Source organism: Pseudomonas sp. BGI-2 (genome assembly GCF_004310295.1).
GTDB lineage: Bacteria > Pseudomonadota > Gammaproteobacteria > Pseudomonadales > Pseudomonadaceae > Aquipseudomonas.
The window spans coordinates 25659-44299 of sequence record NZ_SISB01000012.1 but is presented as its reverse complement, the minus strand read 5'-3'; the positions used below and the strand labels follow the sequence as shown (position 1 = coordinate 44299).

General features: G+C 54.3%; 14 protein-coding genes and 3 pseudogenes. 6 read left to right on the top strand and 11 right to left on the bottom strand.

Translation table 11 applies throughout. The features are described 5' to 3' along the window. Position 1 precedes the first annotated feature (1 nt). From EYC95_RS10520 to EYC95_RS10505, 4 genes and pseudogenes are all read right to left on the bottom strand, one after another. A complete protein-coding gene (locus tag EYC95_RS10520; RefSeq protein WP_131060288.1) occupies positions 2-2332 on the bottom strand; it encodes a hypothetical protein in 2331 nt (776 codons plus the stop codon). Further along, complete coding sequence (locus tag EYC95_RS10515) at positions 2295-3947, bottom strand: hypothetical protein (RefSeq protein WP_131060287.1); 1653 nt, start codon at positions 3945-3947, stop codon at positions 2295-2297. Before EYC95_RS10515 ends, EYC95_RS10520 begins: the two co-directional genes overlap by 38 nt. Further along, positions 3944-4951, bottom strand: a complete 1008-nt coding sequence (locus EYC95_RS10510; RefSeq protein WP_256656937.1) for a site-specific integrase — start codon at positions 4949-4951, stop codon at positions 3944-3946. The genes EYC95_RS10515 and EYC95_RS10510 overlap by 4 nt, the downstream gene beginning before the upstream one ends. Positions 4952-5343: 392 nt before the next feature. Continuing rightward, positions 5344-5472: pseudogene (locus EYC95_RS10505) on the bottom strand (tRNA 2-thiocytidine(32) synthetase TtcA); the annotation flags it as partial. Positions 5473-5752: 280 nt separating this feature from the next. Between EYC95_RS10505 and EYC95_RS10500 the strand changes: the two are divergent. Both EYC95_RS10500 and EYC95_RS10495 read left to right on the top strand, forming a co-directional pair. Continuing rightward, entirely contained in the window at positions 5753-6355 is a 603-nt protein-coding gene (locus EYC95_RS10500; RefSeq protein WP_131060286.1) for a Yip1 family protein, read from the top strand. 150 nt (positions 6356-6505) lie between these two features. Next, positions 6506-7000, top strand: a complete 495-nt coding sequence (locus EYC95_RS10495) for a SprT family zinc-dependent metalloprotease (RefSeq protein WP_046046499.1) — start codon at positions 6506-6508, stop codon at positions 6998-7000. Positions 7001-7110: 110 nt separating this feature from the next. Here EYC95_RS10495 and EYC95_RS10490 read toward each other — a convergent pair whose 3' ends face one another. Beyond that, entirely contained in the window at positions 7111-8292 is a 1182-nt protein-coding gene (locus tag EYC95_RS10490) for a CaiB/BaiF CoA-transferase family protein (RefSeq protein ID WP_131060285.1), read from the bottom strand. Positions 8293-8436: 144 nt separating this feature from the next. Then, the gene (locus EYC95_RS10485) at positions 8437-9771 is read right to left on the bottom strand and encodes a dicarboxylate/amino acid:cation symporter (RefSeq protein WP_131060284.1); all 1335 of its coding nucleotides are present in this window, start codon (positions 9769-9771) and stop codon (positions 8437-8439) included. Between the two features lie 339 nt (positions 9772-10110). On the opposite strand from EYC95_RS10485, the gene EYC95_RS10480 reads away from it, so the two are divergent. Continuing rightward, on the top strand, positions 10111-11109 hold the full coding sequence (locus tag EYC95_RS10480) for an AraC family transcriptional regulator (protein WP_131060283.1): 999 nt from the start codon (positions 10111-10113) through the stop codon (positions 11107-11109). A 147-nt stretch (positions 11110-11256) separates the two neighbouring features. Here EYC95_RS10480 and EYC95_RS10475 read toward each other — a convergent pair whose 3' ends face one another. After that, complete coding sequence (locus EYC95_RS10475; protein WP_131060282.1) at positions 11257-11613, bottom strand: DUF6124 family protein; 357 nt, start codon at positions 11611-11613, stop codon at positions 11257-11259. 391 nt (positions 11614-12004) lie between these two features. On the opposite strand from EYC95_RS10475, the pseudogene EYC95_RS30860 reads away from it, so the two are divergent. Beyond that, positions 12005-12105 (top strand): annotated as a pseudogene (locus tag EYC95_RS30860) (IS110 family transposase); the annotation flags it as partial. 85 nt (positions 12106-12190) lie between these two features. Here the strand turns inward: EYC95_RS30860 and EYC95_RS10470 are convergent. The 4 genes from EYC95_RS10470 to EYC95_RS10455 form a co-directional block, all read right to left on the bottom strand. Beyond that, positions 12191-14215, bottom strand: coding sequence for a hypothetical protein (locus EYC95_RS10470; protein WP_131060281.1), 2025 nt, complete (start codon positions 14213-14215; stop codon positions 12191-12193). A gap of 312 nt (positions 14216-14527) precedes the next feature. Continuing rightward, positions 14528-15874 (bottom strand): ATP-binding protein, encoded by a 1347-nt coding sequence (locus EYC95_RS10465; protein ID WP_131060280.1) that lies wholly within the window; start codon positions 15872-15874, stop codon positions 14528-14530. Beyond that, a complete protein-coding gene (locus EYC95_RS10460; protein ID WP_131060279.1) occupies positions 15871-16548 on the bottom strand; it encodes a response regulator transcription factor in 678 nt (225 codons plus the stop codon). Before EYC95_RS10460 ends, EYC95_RS10465 begins: the two co-directional genes overlap by 4 nt. Before the next feature lie 222 nt (positions 16549-16770). Beyond that, a complete protein-coding gene (locus EYC95_RS10455; RefSeq protein ID WP_131060278.1) occupies positions 16771-17373 on the bottom strand; it encodes a hypothetical protein in 603 nt (200 codons plus the stop codon). A gap of 172 nt (positions 17374-17545) precedes the next feature. Here EYC95_RS10455 and EYC95_RS10450 point away from each other — a divergent pair. Further along, a pseudogene (locus EYC95_RS10450) lies at positions 17546-17689 on the top strand (dienelactone hydrolase family protein); the annotation flags it as partial. A 226-nt stretch (positions 17690-17915) separates the two neighbouring features. Beyond that, on the top strand, positions 17916-18641 hold the full coding sequence (locus tag EYC95_RS10445) for a 4'-phosphopantetheinyl transferase (protein WP_218568840.1): 726 nt from the start codon (positions 17916-17918) through the stop codon (positions 18639-18641).

Genomic DNA, 18641 nt, shown 5'->3' with positions numbered 1-18641 from the left:
TTCAAACCTCCTCATCGGACAAACCGAAAACCGACAAAATAGAGCGCAACTGCAGGTTGGTGCTCGGCACAGCACTCGCTACCTTAGCTTCAATTATACATTTCAATTGCGTCTCGGAATCAGGGAGGCTGCAGGCGACTTTTGTAATCTTTTTGGTGGTTAAGTCAATCAAATTGAATTCACCATCCTTATTCGAGTACCGAATAATTGTACCAACAGGGCTCTTCTTCATCAGATCGACCAGATGGGACAAAATATGCGTATTGCGTGAGTGGATGACAAACCAACTTTTCATAGCGTCGGAAGTTGGAAGTCTTGGATCGCACGCTACACTGTCTAATCTCGCCGTTTGAAACGAAAAATCTTTCTCGAATAGATCGATAGCTCTTTCATCACCCGCAACGTGGCAAGTTTCCGGACATTTAAAGCACTGCGATACAAAATCGTTCAAATAATTGCATGGCGTTACATTGAGATTTTGAGTGCAAAGGCCCGTAGAAGTGACAGATGCAGGCAGATTCGTGGATTGCGCAAGATTTTTTTGAGAGACAATTCGAATAGTCTGAGCATCCATAAGCGGGGGATTTATTATCGCACTCACCCGACTGATCTTTTCGCCGTGGTCAGTATGGATATAAGTGTGAGTTTGTTGAGAATCTTTTCTACCAGACCATGCGGTAATAATTTCGACAGGAATGCTGCTTAAATCGGCAAGAGTGTTTGATAAATGGCGTAGACTATGCAATTGCAATCCTAGTTCTGATGCAAACCCATGACTCTCAAAAATCGATCCAATGTCCTTACCACCCCGACCAGTTAGTCTACGTACTACCGAGCGACCTAGGGCCCCTAAGGGCACTACAGCGTAGTTAGTTTTTTGAAATGATTTCCCCCCACCCCCTGCGAACTTCGACGCACCATAATACCAGCTTCCTAAAAAGCAGAACATTGCGTCTTTCAATCTAATGCTGGATTCCCCGGTTGAAAAGGACAATGGAAATTCCGGCAAAATACGATTTCTAAAAAAAGATATCCACCACTCTTGAACTTCGCTGACCGAGATAGTGACTTTGTCGTCGAATAGCTTAGGTATAAAGGTATATCCAAACAATTTGGGTAGGCTTGAGGATAGCGTGCTCTCGCTTTGCGCAACAGATAGCTGATCTTGGGCTTTCAAGGAATAGATAGGTATTGGTTGAAAATATTTTTTGTTCTGCCTATGCAAGGTAGCATCAAGTTTAACTCCTTTCTTGAGAACCTGTACATTATCATCGACACCATAGAACCCTAAGGCATAACCCAACGTGAAAAGATTGGTCGGCTCGGTTAGGCATAAATTTTTTGCTAGTTCTGGCGCTATCTCAAACTCTCCTAGCAGAGCCTTCAAGCTTCGCTTGGGATTTTCGTAGAACCGACATAAAATTCTCGCTGGCTCGCACGCCTTATAAAAAAAGTTAATGGCTTTTGTTATCGGCTCGGCCAGGGCGGCAAGAAGGTGGTTTTTGTTGTTTTTATAGCCCTTACTTCCGATCCAGTCGAGATAATAAACAGGCTCCCCATCGCCCTCGGAGTGCGAATGAAGCCGTTGCTTCGGGAGGACTGGTATTTCCGCAGCACTTCTATTAGGCGATGCGAGGGACAACAATGCAAATGTCACCACCAGTGCATCATGAAAATTTATCCTTTCGCCATAACTCAACGTGCCATTTACATCCACATGCTCAAAAATGTCTGTAAATATTATTCCTAAGGCAAGCAGAGTTTGAGTATCCGGCAGTTTTTCCAAGGTGTTATCGAAGCTAGCATGCCCCGTTCTATCTCTGTCGTCAGTGTTGTTTAACTCTAGTTTTCGCATCAACCCCTTACCAGAGCAAAATACGAGAAACGGACGCAGTCGGTCAGCAAATCGTAAGCCTAAGTTCAGGTCAAGGATTGAAGATTCTGTTTGAACATAAAGGTCACCGTTCATGAAGGACAATAGTTTTCTAGCTGTCGAAGTTCGAGCTTGTTTCTCGCCTGCGGAAATATTGGTATTTGTTGTCTCTATAATCCACACCTTGATCAAATGATCGTAAGGAGAAGGAAGAACTTTTTCGGGACGGTTGCCAGCGTTGCCTTTCCCCTTACACCCATGTAATCCAGCCAAATATCTCGTTCTACGACCGGTATTAGGATCCACGTAGTACCAAAGCAGGTCATCAAACTCTGCTTTCTTCCCATTAGGCCCTTCAAATTGCTCCAAAGGTGCTTTTCGATAATCGGCAGTGAGCTTCTCCAACCGAGTTAAGTATTTATTAAGCATCAATGACATGCCGCCCTGCAAGGACTTCATCGCAAACCGTAATCGTTAGTTTGACCCACAAAATTTGCTTTTCCAACTTCTCGATACTACGACCGTAAAGAGGATTTATTAGGGAATTGCGATTGACAGCCAGTTTTTCCTCCGCCCCTCCTAAAACTGACCTGTGATCAGCTTCAAGAATCGGGCGAAAGTTTGGGCATCCATAGCATCCCAAAGGCCTCCCCATTGCTGTTGAACAAGTCACGCATGAAAGCATATTATAGGGTGCGCCCACAGGGTTAAATTTGCGATCGACTATTGTCGAGTCGCCTCCCGAAACTTCCGTTAAAGCACAACTAAACGCTTTCCGGAGGAATTCATTCCCAATATATTTGGAATCGATCTCTCTTCTGGATTGGTAATTTAAGTCTATGTAATGCCTAGCAGCTGGCACGGTAACACCTGTTATCTTAGCTAAATGGATAGCAGATAAACCATCCTGAGCTCCCCGGGTTAATACGGTATGACGAATTCTGTTAGAGGTGGCTACGCAGTCGGTGGTACGATCAGAAGTCAACCGAATCCACCTCAAGGCTTGTGTAATCGACGCCTCCGATACGTGATAAGCCGTAGACTTTGGTGTAAACATGCTTTTAAACAAATCAATGGAGTCCAATCTTAAATTAAAGAGGCTTACATCTGGAAACATGGGCATATTCCCCATTAGACTCAGTAATTCCGATTGATCCATCTTGATCCCTACTGACTGCATCAGGAGGGTGAGTCCTTTCAGAATTACATTCTTATACTCTATAAGTACCTTGGAAAGATCTTCGGAAAGGTGTAGCGGATAGCGTTCGGGAAAATCTCTTGAGAAAGCTGCTCCTTTTGTTTTTGCAATAAATACTCTGAGCTGTAAGGTTTGGCCGCCCAACGTGCCAATTTCGTCAGCAGCATGAATTCCAACGTCATGAAAACTCGCCCCTGAGGGGATCACATCCGACCATTTCAGGAGCGCGATCTGAATCGGGCGCCTTACAATTGAGAGCAAAAGTTTACTCGTGACTCGACTTCTAAGGCGACTAAAAAGTACGTGCGACTGGAAGAAAATAAACTCTCGGTCGCAAGCCCAGTCGAACTTCTGTAAATTTTGATTCAGCTGAGTGGCTAACGAATCAAACTCAATTTCACTCAATGCGCCGCTGGACGGATCCAAAATATTGGTTTTATTTTTATCCAAATGAGTACTGGTAAAGCCATGATACTCATCAAACCGCTTATTGCCTTGTCTGGACAGAGTCCTAAAGAATTGATTAAGGCCTTTCTTATTATTTGTTTTCAGTCCGCTCCATATCGCTTTGATTTGAACCAGCGAGGGGATGCCATTCATCACGAACGGCTTAATGTTGCATACTATACCTGAGGCCGTGCTTGCAGCCATGGTACGGGCATAGTGCATTAAAACACCCATAATCAACTCTCGATCATCGTCTGCCATATCCGATGAGTGAACCCAGTCGACGGAAATCCGCCATCCTTTTCCTTTGTTCGGGCGTATTATCCAGAAGTCGTCGAAGGCATTTACTGTCAGTCCCGATTTAGCGGTAAACAGTAAAATCTGTTCATTTTCAAGAGAAACAATATGACAACTCTTATCTCCTATCATTTATGTTGGTCCACTCTTTGCTGATGGATTTTTGAGAGTTCTCGTGCTTTGAGTGCGAGTCGCTTTTCGTTGTAAACCTGGGTCATCGATGTGTTTTGTGACCACCCCATCGCATATTTTCTAATATCCTCAAGTAAAGTCGAGTCAATCCCTTTGCGTGTTCCTTCCTCATCGAAAGTTTCATTCCATTTATGGCGTAGTAGATGAGGGTGGACATGGAATCCTAACGCTTTAGACAGTTTTTGAAAAATAGCGTTTATCGCTTTCATTGAGAGGGGCTGACCTATAGTACCTTTGGAGTCATTTTCGCTAACTAGCACGAAGTCATGAAATTGCGCATTAGGAAATATGACTCTTATTGTATCGATGTACAACTTGACCTGCTCCATCAGGACTGGATTAATCGTAGCCAGATGCGCCTTTGTCTTTTGATTGGGTTTTTCAGCCCGAGGGTCTGTTGGGTCGTTACCAGATCGATAAATAGAAATTTGGTCATAGGTTCCGTGGAAAATGAAGTCGGAAATCTTCAATTTTGCTAGCGCACCTCTCCTGATACCGCTTTGAACTAGTAAAGAAACGATTAAGTAGTTCCTAATCTTAGAAGCCTTGAACGGATTATTGGGAGATGAAGGCAGGATCATTTCTAACAGCTGTACAAAAACTGAATCAGGCATCACCGATTCTTCAGGATTGCTAACGGCCTGAGTTCTATTCCTTCCTAATCCCTCTTCATTTAGCTTGATGCTTGAAATCAAGCTAACAAATCTCTCATAAGCAACCTCATCAACACTTTGCACTTCGTGAAACTGTTCAAATAGCCAACTTATAAACTGCCTAAGCCGTCGTACACGTCCTTGCAACGTTTCACTGGCTACTTTTGCAATATTTTTTTGGTTGGCGACTAGAATGTTTCTCAGATGCTTATTATTAATTTCCAGAAATTTTATGGAAGTGTGATCCTCCGAATTATCTTTTTGAAAACAACACCTATCGTAAAATTGCATGTACTCCTTAGGTGATATTAACTCGCCTGCAGCAACCCGTGCAGGAAGATCAATTCCTTTTTCAGAGAAGTGCCGCAGAACAAATAGAAGTTCATTTGCGCACCTAAGAGTTGTATTGACCGTCCTGCTGGACAATAGAACATTGAGGTAACACGAGACATATGGATCGACCGGACAATCCGTTTCATCCACGATTGATATGAAGGGCAAAGAATTGAACTGATATTGCTTGATTCTAATATTTGACAAAATGCGTAGTCCTATAACCCAATGGCTTAAAGACTAGCCTTGAAACTATATTTGTCAAAAAAGACGATAAAAACACCAATAAACAGGAGGAATTAGGACAATTTTTGCCGGCTCTTTCATTACAAAATATTCTTTGTCTATAACTTGCCACCGGACAGGCAGACCATGACCTTGTCGCCGTCTTCAATCATGTTGAAATCGGCAACAGCCTCACCTGCCTGGCGGCGAAGGCGCTTTTGCAGTTTGTTCTGGTTGACCGTGAGTGTGCCCATGACGCGAGATCCGTGAGGTGTGACGAAAGGCGGCATTTTACGCAAAAACTCCTCGTCGGCGAAGAGCCCACCCACAGGGATTGTGGTGACAGACCTTGCGGCGATTAACAGCAGTGTTTACAGCGCAATTTGCTCTAACGCCCTCACACCTGCGCCGTTAAGACCTTTCTATACTGCGACATAAGGTCGCACACATATCCAGACCTTTTACTTACTTGGCCACGTTGGCCTGTAGGCGCTCCACTGGGGGGCGACGGTAAAAACAAGAGGAGTGACTGGCATGATCCATCACGTAGTGGGGCTCTTCACCCACCCCGACCAGGAATGGAAAGAAATCCGTGGCGACCAAGAGGAAAGCATCAGCCACATGTACCTGACTCACACGCTGATTCTGGCGGCGATCCCCGCCGTGTCGGCGTTTATCGGCACCACTCAGGTCGGCTGGGTCATCGGCAGCCGGGCGCCGGTGATGTTGACCCAGGAAAGCGCGCTATGGATGACGATCATGTCTTACCTGGCGATGCTCGGCGGTGTCGCGGTCATGGGCGCATTCATCCACTGGATGGCCCGTACCTATGACGCCAATCCAAGTCTGGCCCGCTGCGTTGCATTTGCGACCTATACCGCGACCCCGCTGTTCATCGGCGGTCTGGCGGCGCTGTACCCACACATGTGGCTGGGGATGATCGTCGGGACGGCGGCCATCTGCTACACGGTGTATTTACTGTATGTGGGGCTACCCACTTTCATGAACATTCCATCCGACGAGGGCTTCCTGTTTTCCAGTTCGGTGCTTGCCGTAGGCTTGGTGGTGCTGGTCGCCATCATGGCGTTTACAGTGATTGTCTGGGGACTCGGCGTGGGGCCGGTCTATACCAATTAGCAACACATCACCCAAAAACAAGATCTGCCAACACAGGCCGCCGCAAGGCGGCCTTCTAATGTGTGAGGGGGTAAAGACCATTCGGCGCCTCGACGATTCGCAAGGCCCCGGCGTTGCGGCATACTCGACGTCTCTGGAGATCCATCAAGCATGCCCGAGCAACTCAATACCCGCGTCGAAGACTGTTACCAATTAGCCGAATCCTTTTTCAAACGACCTTTCAAACGCCCCGTGGTGAGCCTCAAGCTGCGCGGTCAAAAAGCCGGTGTCGCGCATCTGCACGAGAACCTGCTGCGCTTCAACCCGCAGCTGTACCGGGAAAACACTGAAGACTTCCTCAAGCAGACCGTGGCCCATGAAGTGGCGCACCTGATCGCCCATCAACTGTTTGGCGACCGCATTCAGCCGCACGGTGAAGAGTGGCAATTGATCATGCGTGGCGTGTACGAACTGCCGCCCAATCGCTGCCACACCTACGACGTCAAACGCCGCAGCGTGACTCGCTATATCTACAAATGCCCGTGCGTTGACAGCGATTTCCCGTTTTCCGCGCAGCGCCATGGACTGGTGCGGCAGGGGCGGCGGTATTTGTGTCGCAGGTGCCGGAGCACGTTGGTGTTTAGTGGGGAGATGCGGGTCGAGTAAGTCAGATTTTTGGTGCCAGTGCCGGCCTCTTCGCGAGCAAGCCCGCTCCCACATTTGAAATGCGTTCCAATGTGGGAGCGGGCTTGCTCGCGAAGAGGCCAGTACAACCGCTAAAGAACCACTTTGTTACGCCGCAGTTCTTCGATCCGCGCAGCACCAAACCCCAACTCCCCCAACACCTGATCCGTATGCTGCCCCAACACCGCACCAATATGCCGGGGCGCTGGCAACCCCTCTGAGAACTTCAACGGACAGGCCATTTGCGCCTGCGTAGAACCGTCCCCCCGCGGCACCTCCGTCACCAACTCCCGCGCCTGCAATTGCGGATGCCGCACTGCCTCACCCAAACTCAGCACCGGCTCGACACACGCATCAACCCCGGCAAACAACTCGCACAGCTGCGCAAAGTCATGCTTCTCGAATTCGGCTTTCAACTCATTCTTCAGCGCCTGTTGCTCGGCGGGCTTGGACGACAGGCCCTTGGCCGCCAGTTCCGGCCGCCCCAGCGCCGTACACAGTTGCTGCATGAAGACCGGCTCCAGACTGCCCACCGATAACCAACGCCCGTCCCGCGAACGGTAATAGTCGTAGAAGCTGCCGCCATTGAGCATCTGATCTTCCCTGCCCGGCTCCACGCCACAGGCCAGATACCCGGCGCCGGCCATGGCGTTCAGGCTGAAGGCGCAATCGGTCATGCTTACATCCAGATGCTGCCCGACCCCGCTTTGCTGCCGAGCGATCACCGCCGCCAGCAGCCCGATCACGCCGTGCAGCGAACCTCCGGCGATATCCGCCACCTGCATGCCCAACGGCAGCGGCCCACTCTCGGTGCGACCGGTGTAGCTCGCCAGCCCTGCCAGCGCCAGGTAGTTGATGTCATGGCCAGCGCGGTCCTTGTAGGGGCCGGTCTGGCCATAACCGGTAATCGACACGTAGATCAGCCGCGGATTGATCGCCTTCAAGGCTTCATAACCCAGGCCCAGGCGTTCCATCACGCCGGGACGGAACTGCTCCAGTACGATGTCATAGTCCGCCAGCAACTGCTTGATCACTTCCAGCGCCTCGGGCTGCTTGAGGTCCAGCGCCAGGCTGCGCTTGTTGCGATTGAGGTACGCGTGGCTGGCCGACACCCCGTGATCGTGCGGCGGCAACACCCGCAGCAAATCCATGCGGGTCGGCGATTCGATGCGCAAGACTTCTGCGCCCATGTCTGCCAGCAGCAACGAAGCAAACGGCCCCGGCAGCAGTGTCGAGAAATCCAGAACCTTGAGTGATGCCAGTGGACCGGGCATGAGCGACCTCCGTGAACGATGCTTCCAGCCTAGGCAGGCAAACGCATTGCAGCAATCACCTGAAGTGTCAGCAACGGTGACCGTTACGCTCAAATCCCAGGCATGAAAAAACCCGCCGAAGCGGGTTTTTCAATGCAGAGAGTCTTACTTGACGTTGCTTGGGGTTGGGCCTTCGGCCACGCCCAAGTCGTCTTCTTCACGTTCGTCGGAGATACCGCGACCGCCGGAAGCCAGCTCGACTTGCAGCTTGTCTTCGTCCAGCTCGTTCACCCACTTGGCCACGACCAGGGTCGCAACAGCATTACCAACGAGGTTGGTCAGTGCACGGGCTTCGGACATGAAGCGGTCGATACCGAGGATCAGCGCCAGACCGGCCACCGGCAGAGTACCTACGGCCGACAGGGTGGCCGCCAACACGATGAAGCCACTGCCGGTCACGCCCGCAGCACCTTTGGAGGACAGCAACAGCACCAGCAGCAGAGTGATCTGGTGGGTGAGGTCCATTGGGGTATCAGTCGCCTGAGCGATGAACACAGCGGCCATGGTCAGGTAGATCGACGTACCGTCGAGGTTGAACGAGTAGCCCGTCGGGATCACCAGACCCACAACCGACTTCTGCGCGCCCAGGCGTTCCATCTTGATCAGCATGCGTGGCAGAGCCGATTCCGAAGAGGAAGTACCCAGCACGATCAACAGTTCTTCACGGATGTAGCGAATCAGTTTGATGACGCTGAAACCGTGCGCGCGGCAGATGGCGCCCAGTACCAGGAGCACAAACAGGATGCAGGTGATGTAGAAGCAGATCATCAGCTGACCCAGCTGCACCAGCGAGCCGACACCGTAGGCACCGATGGTGAAGGCCATCGCGCCGAATGCGCCGACTGGAGCGAGCTTCATGATCATGTTGATGATGTTGAACATCACGTGCGCAAAGCGATCGATGAAGTCCAGCACCGGCTTGCCGTACGCACCCAGGCGATGCAGGGCGAAACCGAAGATCACCGAGAACATCAGCACTTGCAGGATATCGCCGTTGGCGAAGGCGCCGACAATGGTGTTCGGGATCACGTTGAGGACAAAGGCGATGATGCTCTGGTCTTTACCGGCCGAGATGAAGCCAGCGATTTTGCTGGTGTCCAGGGTCGTCACGTCGATGTGCATGCCGGCGCCCGGTTGCACGACGTTGACCACGACCAGACCGATCAGCAAGGCAAGGGTGGAAACAATTTCGAAGTACAGCAGCGCATAGCCGCCGGTTTTGCCGACCGACTTCATGTTCTGCATGCCGGCGATACCGCTGACGACCGTACAGAAGATGATTGGCGCAATGACCATTTTGATCAGTTTGATAAACCCGTCACCCAGCGGCTTGAGGGCCACACCGGTCTGCGGGTAGAAGTGACCGAGCAGGATGCCGATGGCAATAGCAACGATCACCTGGAAATACAGGGATTTGTACAGTGGCTGACGAGTCGTCATTGCAAAGTTCCTCAAGAGCGTCCCGCGACAACATCCATCTGTTGTCAACGACACCTCATTTGCGAACCCTCCTGCACTGGAGGGATTTGTTTTGTCGAGCTGCGCGACGGCAGACCTCTGCGACTTGTATCGCAAGCCCCGTGCCACCTTCGTCAAAAAGCCTGTAAGCCTTTTGACATCAAGGGTTACAGGTTTTTCTGGGTCACTGTCCGGTTACATTGGTGTGGCGGATTTCCGCCCTTCGACTAAATCACATCCTGCAATTTGGCGGATATCCGCCTTGTTCATCGTCGGCCACCACGGCTACCATCCGACGCTCAATGGACAGACCTGCCTTCTATGCGCGAACGCACCATCGCCAGTCATTTCGCCCGTGCCGTCCTCGGTGGCGCCCGCCGGTTGGGTTATGACTATTCAGAGTTGTTGCAGCAATTGGGGATCAGCCCCGAATTGCTCGACGAGCCACGGGCGCGGATTGCGCCGGAGCAGTTCACGCGATTGATCCAGGGTTTGTGGCTTGCGCTCGACGACGAGTACCTCGGTTTCGGGCCGACGCCGAGTAAAACCGGCACCTTCGCGATGATGTGCCACGCCGTGATCCACTGCCGCAACCTCGATAAGGCGCTGCATCGCGGATTATTGTTTTATAGCTTGTTCCCCGACGGTCCCCGCCTGACCCTGACCCACGAAGACGACATGATCCGCCTGAGCCTCGATGACTCGAAATTCCAGGACCCGGACCATTTCCTCACCGAAAGCCAGCTGATGGTGTGGCATCGCCTCGGCAGCTGGCTGATCGGCCAGCGCATTCGGCTGGAGCAGGCGACGTTCAGTTATTCAAGGCCCGAGCACGGTGCCGAATACGACTTGCTGTTCCCCTGCCCCAAGGTGTTTTCCGCAACCCAGAGCAGCCTGCTGTTTCACAGCCGCTACCTGCACATGCCGTTGTTGCAGGACGAACGCACCCTCAAACATTTCCTCCAATACTCCCCCGCCGACCTGCTGTCGCGCCCGGATGACGGCGACAGCCTGAGCAGCCAGTTGCGCCGTTTGCTCAGCCGCGACAGTACACGCTGGCCGGATCTTGAGGCCGTGGCTGCGCACCTGCACATCAGCCCGCAGACCTTGCGCCGGCACTTGCGGGAAGAGGGGTCGAGTTTTCAGGAATTGAAGGATCAGTTGCGCCGGGACATCGCGATCTATCACTTGGGGCGGGCGGATCTGTCGTTGCAGCAGATTGCCGAGCAGCTGGGGTTTTCCGAGCCTTCGGCGTTTCATCGGGCGTTCAAGAAGTGGACTGGCCTTACACCTGGGGCTTATCGCGCACAAGAGAACTGATTTTTGGGTTGAATTGGCTGGCCCCATCGCGAGCAGGCTCACTCCTACAGTTGATCTAGGGCGTACACAAATAGTGTGTTCGCTGAAGATCCCTGTAGGAGTGAGCCTGCTCGCGAAGAACGATGACGCGGTCTACCTGACTGGTGGCTAAGGCGGATCAAGCCTGTCCAGCATCCGGTTCACCGCCAGCTCACCCAGCATCACCACCTGCTGAATCCCCAACACGGTGTTGCGATGCGGCCCCTCCATCAACCCCGCAAAATTACTCAGCATCACACTTGCTGATGCCATGGACTCACAAGCGTTGACCAGCAACGTTTCGTCATCGGTATCAGGGGCGACGAAGTAGATCGTGCTGGGTATACGTGGCGAGTCTTTGGGGATGACCGGTTTGAGGTAGTAATCGAGGGCGCGGTCGGCGGCTTCGTTGAGTTTTTTGGAGTCGGTGGAATCGTACGGCGAAACGTCGTCGGCTTCTGGTGGGTTGGGCGTAATTTTGAACATGTGAAGCTCCGTGATTGGTTGAGCCACCACGACCTATCGCTAAACAAGTAAAGGTGGCGGCTGTACGCAGGTTAGCGATCCGGGTCACAGAAACCCCGGGTAGACCTCGAAGGTCTCCCACGCACAGCCACCATTACGCGAATTGCAGGCACTAGAAACTGCAATCAAACTTGGGCGCTTTTGCGTCTGTGTAGGGGATCGGATCGCTAAACCCGATCGCTGATTCGTCAGCGACCCGGAAACGATAGAGCCCACGCCCCAGGCGCACAAGCCGGCGGATTCTGGCGTAGTCGTAGGCAACGGCGCAAGGATGTGTAGCCTGAGTGAGTTTCTGGAGATGTGTTTTAAACATCTCCGTTTAAAACTCACGCAGGTCCTGAGGACGGGCAGTGTGGCCCTCGCCCGGAAACTCTGCCGAGTAGCATTTGCCCTGATGAAAAATCAGAGTGAATACCAACCGGCCTGAGGTTTCAGGGTTGCCCTACAACATAAAATCGCCCACATTTTTTACTTGCGTCGCTTGGTGCTGGGTTTGCGCGGCAGGATAAATAAATCTGTCCCCTGAAATGCTCTATTTTTAGGGGGTGTATGTTGGGGTAAATGTGTAGGTGGGGCTCCGGAGGCTATGGCCGATTCGATCGTCTAATAACGTGATCGCCTGGGGGATAGGCTGTCCCCCGGCGAAGAACTGAACAAAGACGCTGTTCGAGGTCCAGACGGTGCCATTTGTAGAGATATTGACAACCCAGCCGTTGTTGCGCACGCCATTGAACCAAAAATATGCATACCCCTGCGGCCCTGGAGAACACGTGCCAGTGAAGTGAATTGTGGCTGGCGTCCTAAGCGTACCACCGGGTAGGATTCGTACCCCGTTGGCGTAAACCCCTGTGATCGACGGGGGCTGCAGCGGAGCGTATCTGACCAAACTCCGGGCGTTGGAAACGAGTTCCATACCATAGAGCGCCTTGGCAGTGTAGGTGTGTCCCCCAATAATCAGACCCGACAACTCCCGCTTCCAGATACCGGTAACTGGATCGGCAGTGGCCTCCCCCCTATCGGTGCCGCCATCGAGAACCTGAACTTTTTGGCCCTTTCTGGCAGTACCGGTCAACGTCACGCGCGTGTCCACAGTGGGGCCTCCATGGAGAATTTCCACTTCCTTGGAGTCCTTCACCGAACTGATGGTGGGCGCCACCTCGGCGATGACGATCAGGGTATGCGCGGCAGAGGTTTGGCCCGTGCCATACAGCGCCTGGGCCGTAAAGCTGTGCGCGGCCACGCTCAGACCCGTGAACCATTTGGTCCAGATGCCCGACGTCAGGTCGGCTGTGGCTTCGTCCATAGGGGTGGGGCCGTCGAAGATCTTCACCTTCTGTCCCATGCTAGCGGAGCCTGTCAGCATCACGGTGGTGTCGAAGGTGGTTTCACCGTTCGGGATAACGACGCCCTTGGAGTCTTCAGCCTTGATGATAACGGGCTTCTCATCTATTGCCTTGCCGATCACCTTCGCCTCGGCAGTTGTCGAAGTAGCAATCACCGTACCTGCGCGGATCTGCTCGTACGTGACCATTACGGTACTGTCGGCAATTACCTTGCTGTTGGAGATATCCCAGGCGATTTGCCCTGGCGTCTGCGTGATTCGCAGAGTTTGCTCATGAGTGGCGACCGGACGGCCGTTCAATAGAGCAGTAAAACTCAGGCGAATGTCATCCCCTACATTCCATATGCTCTCGATCAGATGGATCAGAGCCCACAACGGCCCGCCGTTCAACTTGCCAAGGTCCACAGTATTGGGGTCGTCATTGTTCTCGGTCGGAATTTCTCGAAGTATCGCCATCGCCAATGTAATACGGCTGACGCGAACATCGATGTACTCAGTCGCGGACTGGTTGAAATTGCCCAGTTGGTCAGTGACGGAATACTCGACCGCCGTCTGAGCGTCATCGCCACTTTGGCTGAAGGTGTCGGTAAACAGCGTTTGTGTCACAACGGGCAATCCCGGTCCCGCCTCTGCGGGCGTTACTTCGCGTTCAACCTGCACCACACCCAGTGTCAGGCGAATAAGGTCGAAGGCTCGCCGATTGGAATAATCGAATCCGAACATCACACCTTGCCTGGCCCGCTCGGCATCGACGCCGTTCGAACGGACATCGGCCGGTATTTGCAGACGGGTATTTGTCGGGGCAGGTGCGCCGGGTGCCCGAAGGTGGTACAGCACTTCGAGTATTCGAGAGTCTTCGAAGCTACCACTGGGCCGGGTGACTCTGTAAAAAATCCTGTTGATGCCGTCCCTCAATCTCCCTCGGGGCACGTACAGGCGCACACGCAACAGCTCTTCACCTGGACTGATGGTTTTGCCATCCACCGATGCGGCTACGCCTTCGATGTACAAATCCACTCGATCATCCACCGCCGTGACCGCCATCAGGGGCTCGGTCCATGGATCGACCAGGCACTCAAGCCCCCTGGGTTGATCATCGTAAATAGAGTGGGGAATACCACCAGCGGCAATACCCGCAGGACGAACCGGAGTGATCCAGCCTGGAATGATCACTGGAAAAAGCACAAATAACTGGTTCAACGCCGCTGACTGGATATCCATTATTTTCTCCCGCAGGGTGACAAGGCTTTAGCCCTCTCGGGCCCTGAGGCCATCTCACACGGAAAAGGTGAAACTCGCTACTGTCAGAAATAACAGGTAGGTGGTGTTTTGCGACGAATGGTCAGCGAAGTGAATCGGGCTAATACGGGGCGTGCCGCCCTCAAGACCATTGATTTTTTGGGTTGAATTGACTGGCCCCATCGCGAGCAGGCTCACTCCCACAGGGATCTTCAGTGAACACAAAATTGTGTGAATTCAGGAGATCAATGTGGGAGCAAGCCTGCTCGCGATATGCGCCAGTAAAGCCAACCACTAAACCACCGGAAAATGAATCCGGAACGCCGCCCCGCCCATCGGCGAATCCCCGAGCGTCAGCTTCGCGCTGTAGCTCTCGATAATGTCCTTCACCACCGCCAACCCAATCCCCTGCCCCGGATGCTGGCGATCCAGTCGCTCGCCCCTTTGCAGAATCCGCGCCCGCTGGTCCGGTGGCACGCCCGGCCCGTCATCTTCAACGCACAACTCAACCCCGCTCAGGGTTTCGCGCACGCTGATGCGCACTTCGCTCAGGCACAGGCGATAGGCGTTTTCCAGCAGGTTGCCCATCATTTCCAGCAGCGCGCCTTGCTCGATCGGCACGTAACACTGATCCGGCAGATAGAAAGCGACGCGCACGCGTTTGTCGCGGTAGACCTTGTCCAGCGTGTCGCACAGGCTTTGCAGCACCGGACGCAGGCGCACCTGGTGGCGTACCAGACCGCTTTTGCGCAGGCTGGCACGTTGCAGTTGATAGCCGATCTGCTGGCTCATGCGTTCGATCTGGGTTTGCAGCACCCAGGCCTGATCGCGATTTTCCGGGCGTTGAGCCATGTCTTCGCTGACGCCTTGCAACACGGTCAGCGGGGTTTTCAGGCTGTGGGCCAGGTCGTCGAGGGAATCACGGTAGCGACTGCGCTGTTCGCGTTCGCTGTGCAGCAAGCGGTTGAGGGAGCCGGTCAGGCGCAGCAGTTCGCGTGGGTGTTGTTCGCTGAGGCTTTCGCGGGCGCCGCTTTCGATTTCGTCGAGTTCCTGACTGAGCCGACGCAAGGCCTGCAAACCCCAGGTCAGTCCGATCCACAGCAGCGCCAGCAGCACCAGCAATGCGGCGCCAAAACCGAGGTAGAGGTTTTCGCGCAGGCCTTCGAGGGTGACTTCGTATTCGCGCACCGGTTGCAGGGCCACGATGCTGAACGCCGCGCTTTTGCCGCCGAGCAGTTTGACCTCGACGTCATAGACGAAGAATTCCTGACCGTCGGCCTCGCGAATGCGCGCGAATTCGTTGCCGCGTCCGTCGTAACGCGGTTTGTAGTTGATCTTCTCTTCGCGGGTGGCCTTCGAGCGCCACACCAGGTGACCTTCGCGGTCATAGATGTAGCCAACCAAGCGGCTGTCGGTCAGGTTGAAGCGTTCATCGGGCAACTGCGCCGGCATCTGCAAAGAGTTGTTTTCCACTCGCGCGGCGGAGATCAGCGTGGTGACGTCCGATGCCAGGCGCTGCTCGATGGAATCCTGCAACGCCAGGCTGAACGCGCCCTGCATCGCTGGCAGCAACGCCAGCATGAACAGCACCGCCAGGATCGTGGCGGCGAGCATCAACCGGACACGAAGAGAACGAATCAAGTGCAGCGCTCATTGAACAGGTAGCCGAGACCACGCACGGTATCGATCGGTTTGAAACCGGCCGGGCCTTCGAGTTTGCGGCGCAGACGGCCGACCAGCACTTCGATGACGTTCGGATCGCGCTCGTCGTCGTCCGGGTAGAGCTGTTCCATCAAGCGATCCTTGGCCACCACCTGCTGGTGATGCCGCATCAGGTACTCGAGGATTCGGTATTCGTACGCGGTCAGCGCCAGCGGTTGTTCATCAAGGGACGCCTGTTTGCGGTTGAGGTCCAGCAGCAGCGGCCCGGCGACGATGGTCGACTGGGTGAAACCGCTGGAGCGGCGCAGCAAGGCATTCAGGCGCGCGTCGAGCTCTTCGAACTGGAACGGCTTGACTACGTAATCGTCGGCGCCGGCGGCGAGGCCTTCGACCTTGTCCTGCCAGTTGCCGCGCGCGGTGAGGATCAAGATCGGGAAGGTCTTGCCGCTCGAGCGCAGTTGACGGATCAGGTCGAGCCCGCCCATGCCCGGCAAGCCGAGGTCGATCACCGCCAGGTCATGGTTGAACTGCTCGGCCTGGTACAGCGCCTCCTCGGCGTTGGCCACGGACTCGACCACGTGGCCGCTGTCCGTCAGGCGGGTTTGCAGGTGATGGCGCAACAGCGCTTCATCTTCGACGACCAGCAGTTTCATAACGCTCTCCTAGGCAAATCGTTATCTCCAGCAGCACAGTTTCGCACCTCTATGCGGGACAGGGCGATGCCAGCCAGTCAGGCCGCGGAACCTGTGGGAGCGGGCTTGCTCGCGAAAGCGGTGTGTCAGGCAACAGTGATGTCGACTGAGACTACGTCTTCGCGAGCAAGCCCGCTCCCACAGGGATTGCGCTTAACTGACTGGCATTCGCGCATCCCTTTGTCAGAAAGCGTAGTTCGCCGACAGGTACGTCTGGGCGCTGCTGGTCAGGTCCAGCGAACCCTGTTTGCTGCCACCGCGCTCGCTCATCTCGGTGTTGGCGTTGCTGCGCAGGTAACGGTAACCCATCTCGACCGAGGTATTTTGCGACACTTGCTGCAACACGCCGACCTGACCGCCGATGGCGTAACCGATGTTGCTGTCGCGGCTGAAGCCCGGGGACTCCTGAGTCATTTTGGTCAGACCGGCCGTGGCACCGCCGAACAGTTTGGTGCTGCCGCCCACCGGGTAGAACAGATCGTAGCTGCCCAGAAGGTTTTCCTGACGCAGCTTTATGCCATTGTGCGAGCCCGACACGTTGTCGTAAGTGGCGTAGTAACGGCCCTGGCTGTTTTGCTGGCCCAGACGCACACCCCAGGTGGTGTCCTTGCCGATCACGCCGTCGGCGTTCGGGCTGTTGAGGTTGTCGTTCAGGGCGTGGGACTTTTTGATCTTGTCGCTGGTCTGTCCAAGCGTAAGGCTGGCGAAATTGTCGTCGGAGGCGAAAGCGGCGGTGCTCGCGCTTAGGACGGTGAAAGCCAGAAGCAGTTTTTTGAAGCTAGTCATTGGGGAGTTTCCTCATGCGCTATTTGCTTTTTGGGTACGGGGCAAGGTTACGCAACCACCCCTGAACTCCCCCTGAACGCACTCTGAACCTGAGCTGAATCAAATCGACTCGGCTGTTTTAATGACTTTTATGCAGGAGATCCGACCCTGCGCGTTTTCCTCGCCCTCGGGAGGGTATAAGCATGGGCTCAGTGATCCGGATGCGGATCGGTTGGGCCATGGCGATCATGGTGGGCCGGATATTGGCTACAGCAAGGCGGCGGATGAAAAGTCCTGGGCGGATATGCAGGCGTTCTTCAAGAAGATCTTTGGTTGAACAGTTAGCCCCTGTCGCAAGGGGCGTTGTGGCGAGGGGATTTATCCCCGTTCGGCTGCGCAGCAGTCGTGAAACCGGCGCACTCGGTGTATCTGATATACCGAGGTTGCAGGTTTTGGGGCGGCTTCGCCACCCAACGGGGCGGTGCGACGTTTCGCTAAATCCCCTCACCACAAAAGCCCGCTGCCACTACCCAGCACCAAGGCAACCCGGCAAAATGCCCGTCATGAATCCCGTCCCCGCCCTACCCGTCTGCTGCACCCCGCTCGATGCCCATTGGCCGCTGCCGTTTGTGCTGCCCGATACGGTGCTGTTGAGTACGCACTTCGATACCTCGCAACTGGCCAACGATGACTTCCAGCGCAGCGCCATCGAACCGCCGGCGAGCATTCAGCGCTCGGTCGCCAAGCGTCAGGCCGAGTTTCTGGCCGGCCGGGTCTGCGCCCGGGCGGCGTTGCAGCAGTTGGAGGGGCTGAGTTTTACCCCGGCCATCGGTGAAGACCGGGCCCCGGTGTGGCCCGCGCATATCAGCGGCTCAATCACCCACAGCACCGGCCGGGCTGCGGCAATTGTGGCGAAGAAAGCCGATTGGCGTGGTTTGGGGATGGACCTGGAAAACCTGCTCAACCCTGAACGGGCCGAACGCCTGGCCGGGGAAATCCTCACCCCGCAAGAGTTGCAGCGCATGGCGGCGGCCCCTCGTGATCAGCTAGCGATGCTGGTGACGCTGACGTTTTCGGTGAAGGAAAGTTTGTTCAAGGCGCTGTATCCGATTGTTCAGCAGCGGTTCTATTTTGAACATGCCGAGGTGTTGGAATGGACCGAGGCGGGTGAAGTGCGGTTGCGGCTGCTGACTGATCTGTCCAGCGAATGGCGCAATGGCGCTGAGCTGGACGCGCAGTTTGGGATGGTGGACGGACAGTTGTTGAGTCTGGTCAGTATCAAGGCCTGA

Excerpts from the sequence above, each read along its gene's own strand:
- EYC95_RS10520 (WP_131060288.1), bottom strand. The coding sequence starts at position 2,332 with ATGAAGTCCTTGCAGGGCGGCATGTCATTGATGCTTAATAAATACTTA.
- EYC95_RS10515 (WP_131060287.1), bottom strand. The coding sequence starts at position 3,947 with ATGATAGGAGATAAGAGTTGTCATATTGTTTCTCTTGAAAATGAACAG.
- EYC95_RS10510 (WP_256656937.1), bottom strand. The coding sequence starts at position 4,951 with ATGCAATTTTACGATAGGTGTTGTTTTCAAAAAGATAATTCGGAGGAT.
- EYC95_RS10500 (WP_131060286.1), top strand. The coding sequence starts at position 5,753 with ATGATCCATCACGTAGTGGGGCTCTTCACCCACCCCGACCAGGAATGG.
- EYC95_RS10495 (WP_046046499.1), top strand. The coding sequence starts at position 6,506 with ATGCCCGAGCAACTCAATACCCGCGTCGAAGACTGTTACCAATTAGCC.
- EYC95_RS10490 (WP_131060285.1), bottom strand. The coding sequence starts at position 8,292 with ATGCCCGGTCCACTGGCATCACTCAAGGTTCTGGATTTCTCGACACTG.
- EYC95_RS10485 (WP_131060284.1), bottom strand. The coding sequence starts at position 9,771 with ATGACGACTCGTCAGCCACTGTACAAATCCCTGTATTTCCAGGTGATC.
- EYC95_RS10480 (WP_131060283.1), top strand. The coding sequence starts at position 10,111 with ATGCGCGAACGCACCATCGCCAGTCATTTCGCCCGTGCCGTCCTCGGT.
- EYC95_RS10475 (WP_131060282.1), bottom strand. The coding sequence starts at position 11,613 with ATGTTCAAAATTACGCCCAACCCACCAGAAGCCGACGACGTTTCGCCG.
- EYC95_RS10470 (WP_131060281.1), bottom strand. The coding sequence starts at position 14,215 with ATGGATATCCAGTCAGCGGCGTTGAACCAGTTATTTGTGCTTTTTCCA.
- EYC95_RS10460 (WP_131060279.1), bottom strand. The coding sequence starts at position 16,548 with ATGAAACTGCTGGTCGTCGAAGATGAAGCGCTGTTGCGCCATCACCTG.
- EYC95_RS10455 (WP_131060278.1), bottom strand. The coding sequence starts at position 17,373 with ATGACTAGCTTCAAAAAACTGCTTCTGGCTTTCACCGTCCTAAGCGCG.
- EYC95_RS10445 (WP_218568840.1), top strand. The coding sequence starts at position 17,916 with ATGAATCCCGTCCCCGCCCTACCCGTCTGCTGCACCCCGCTCGATGCC.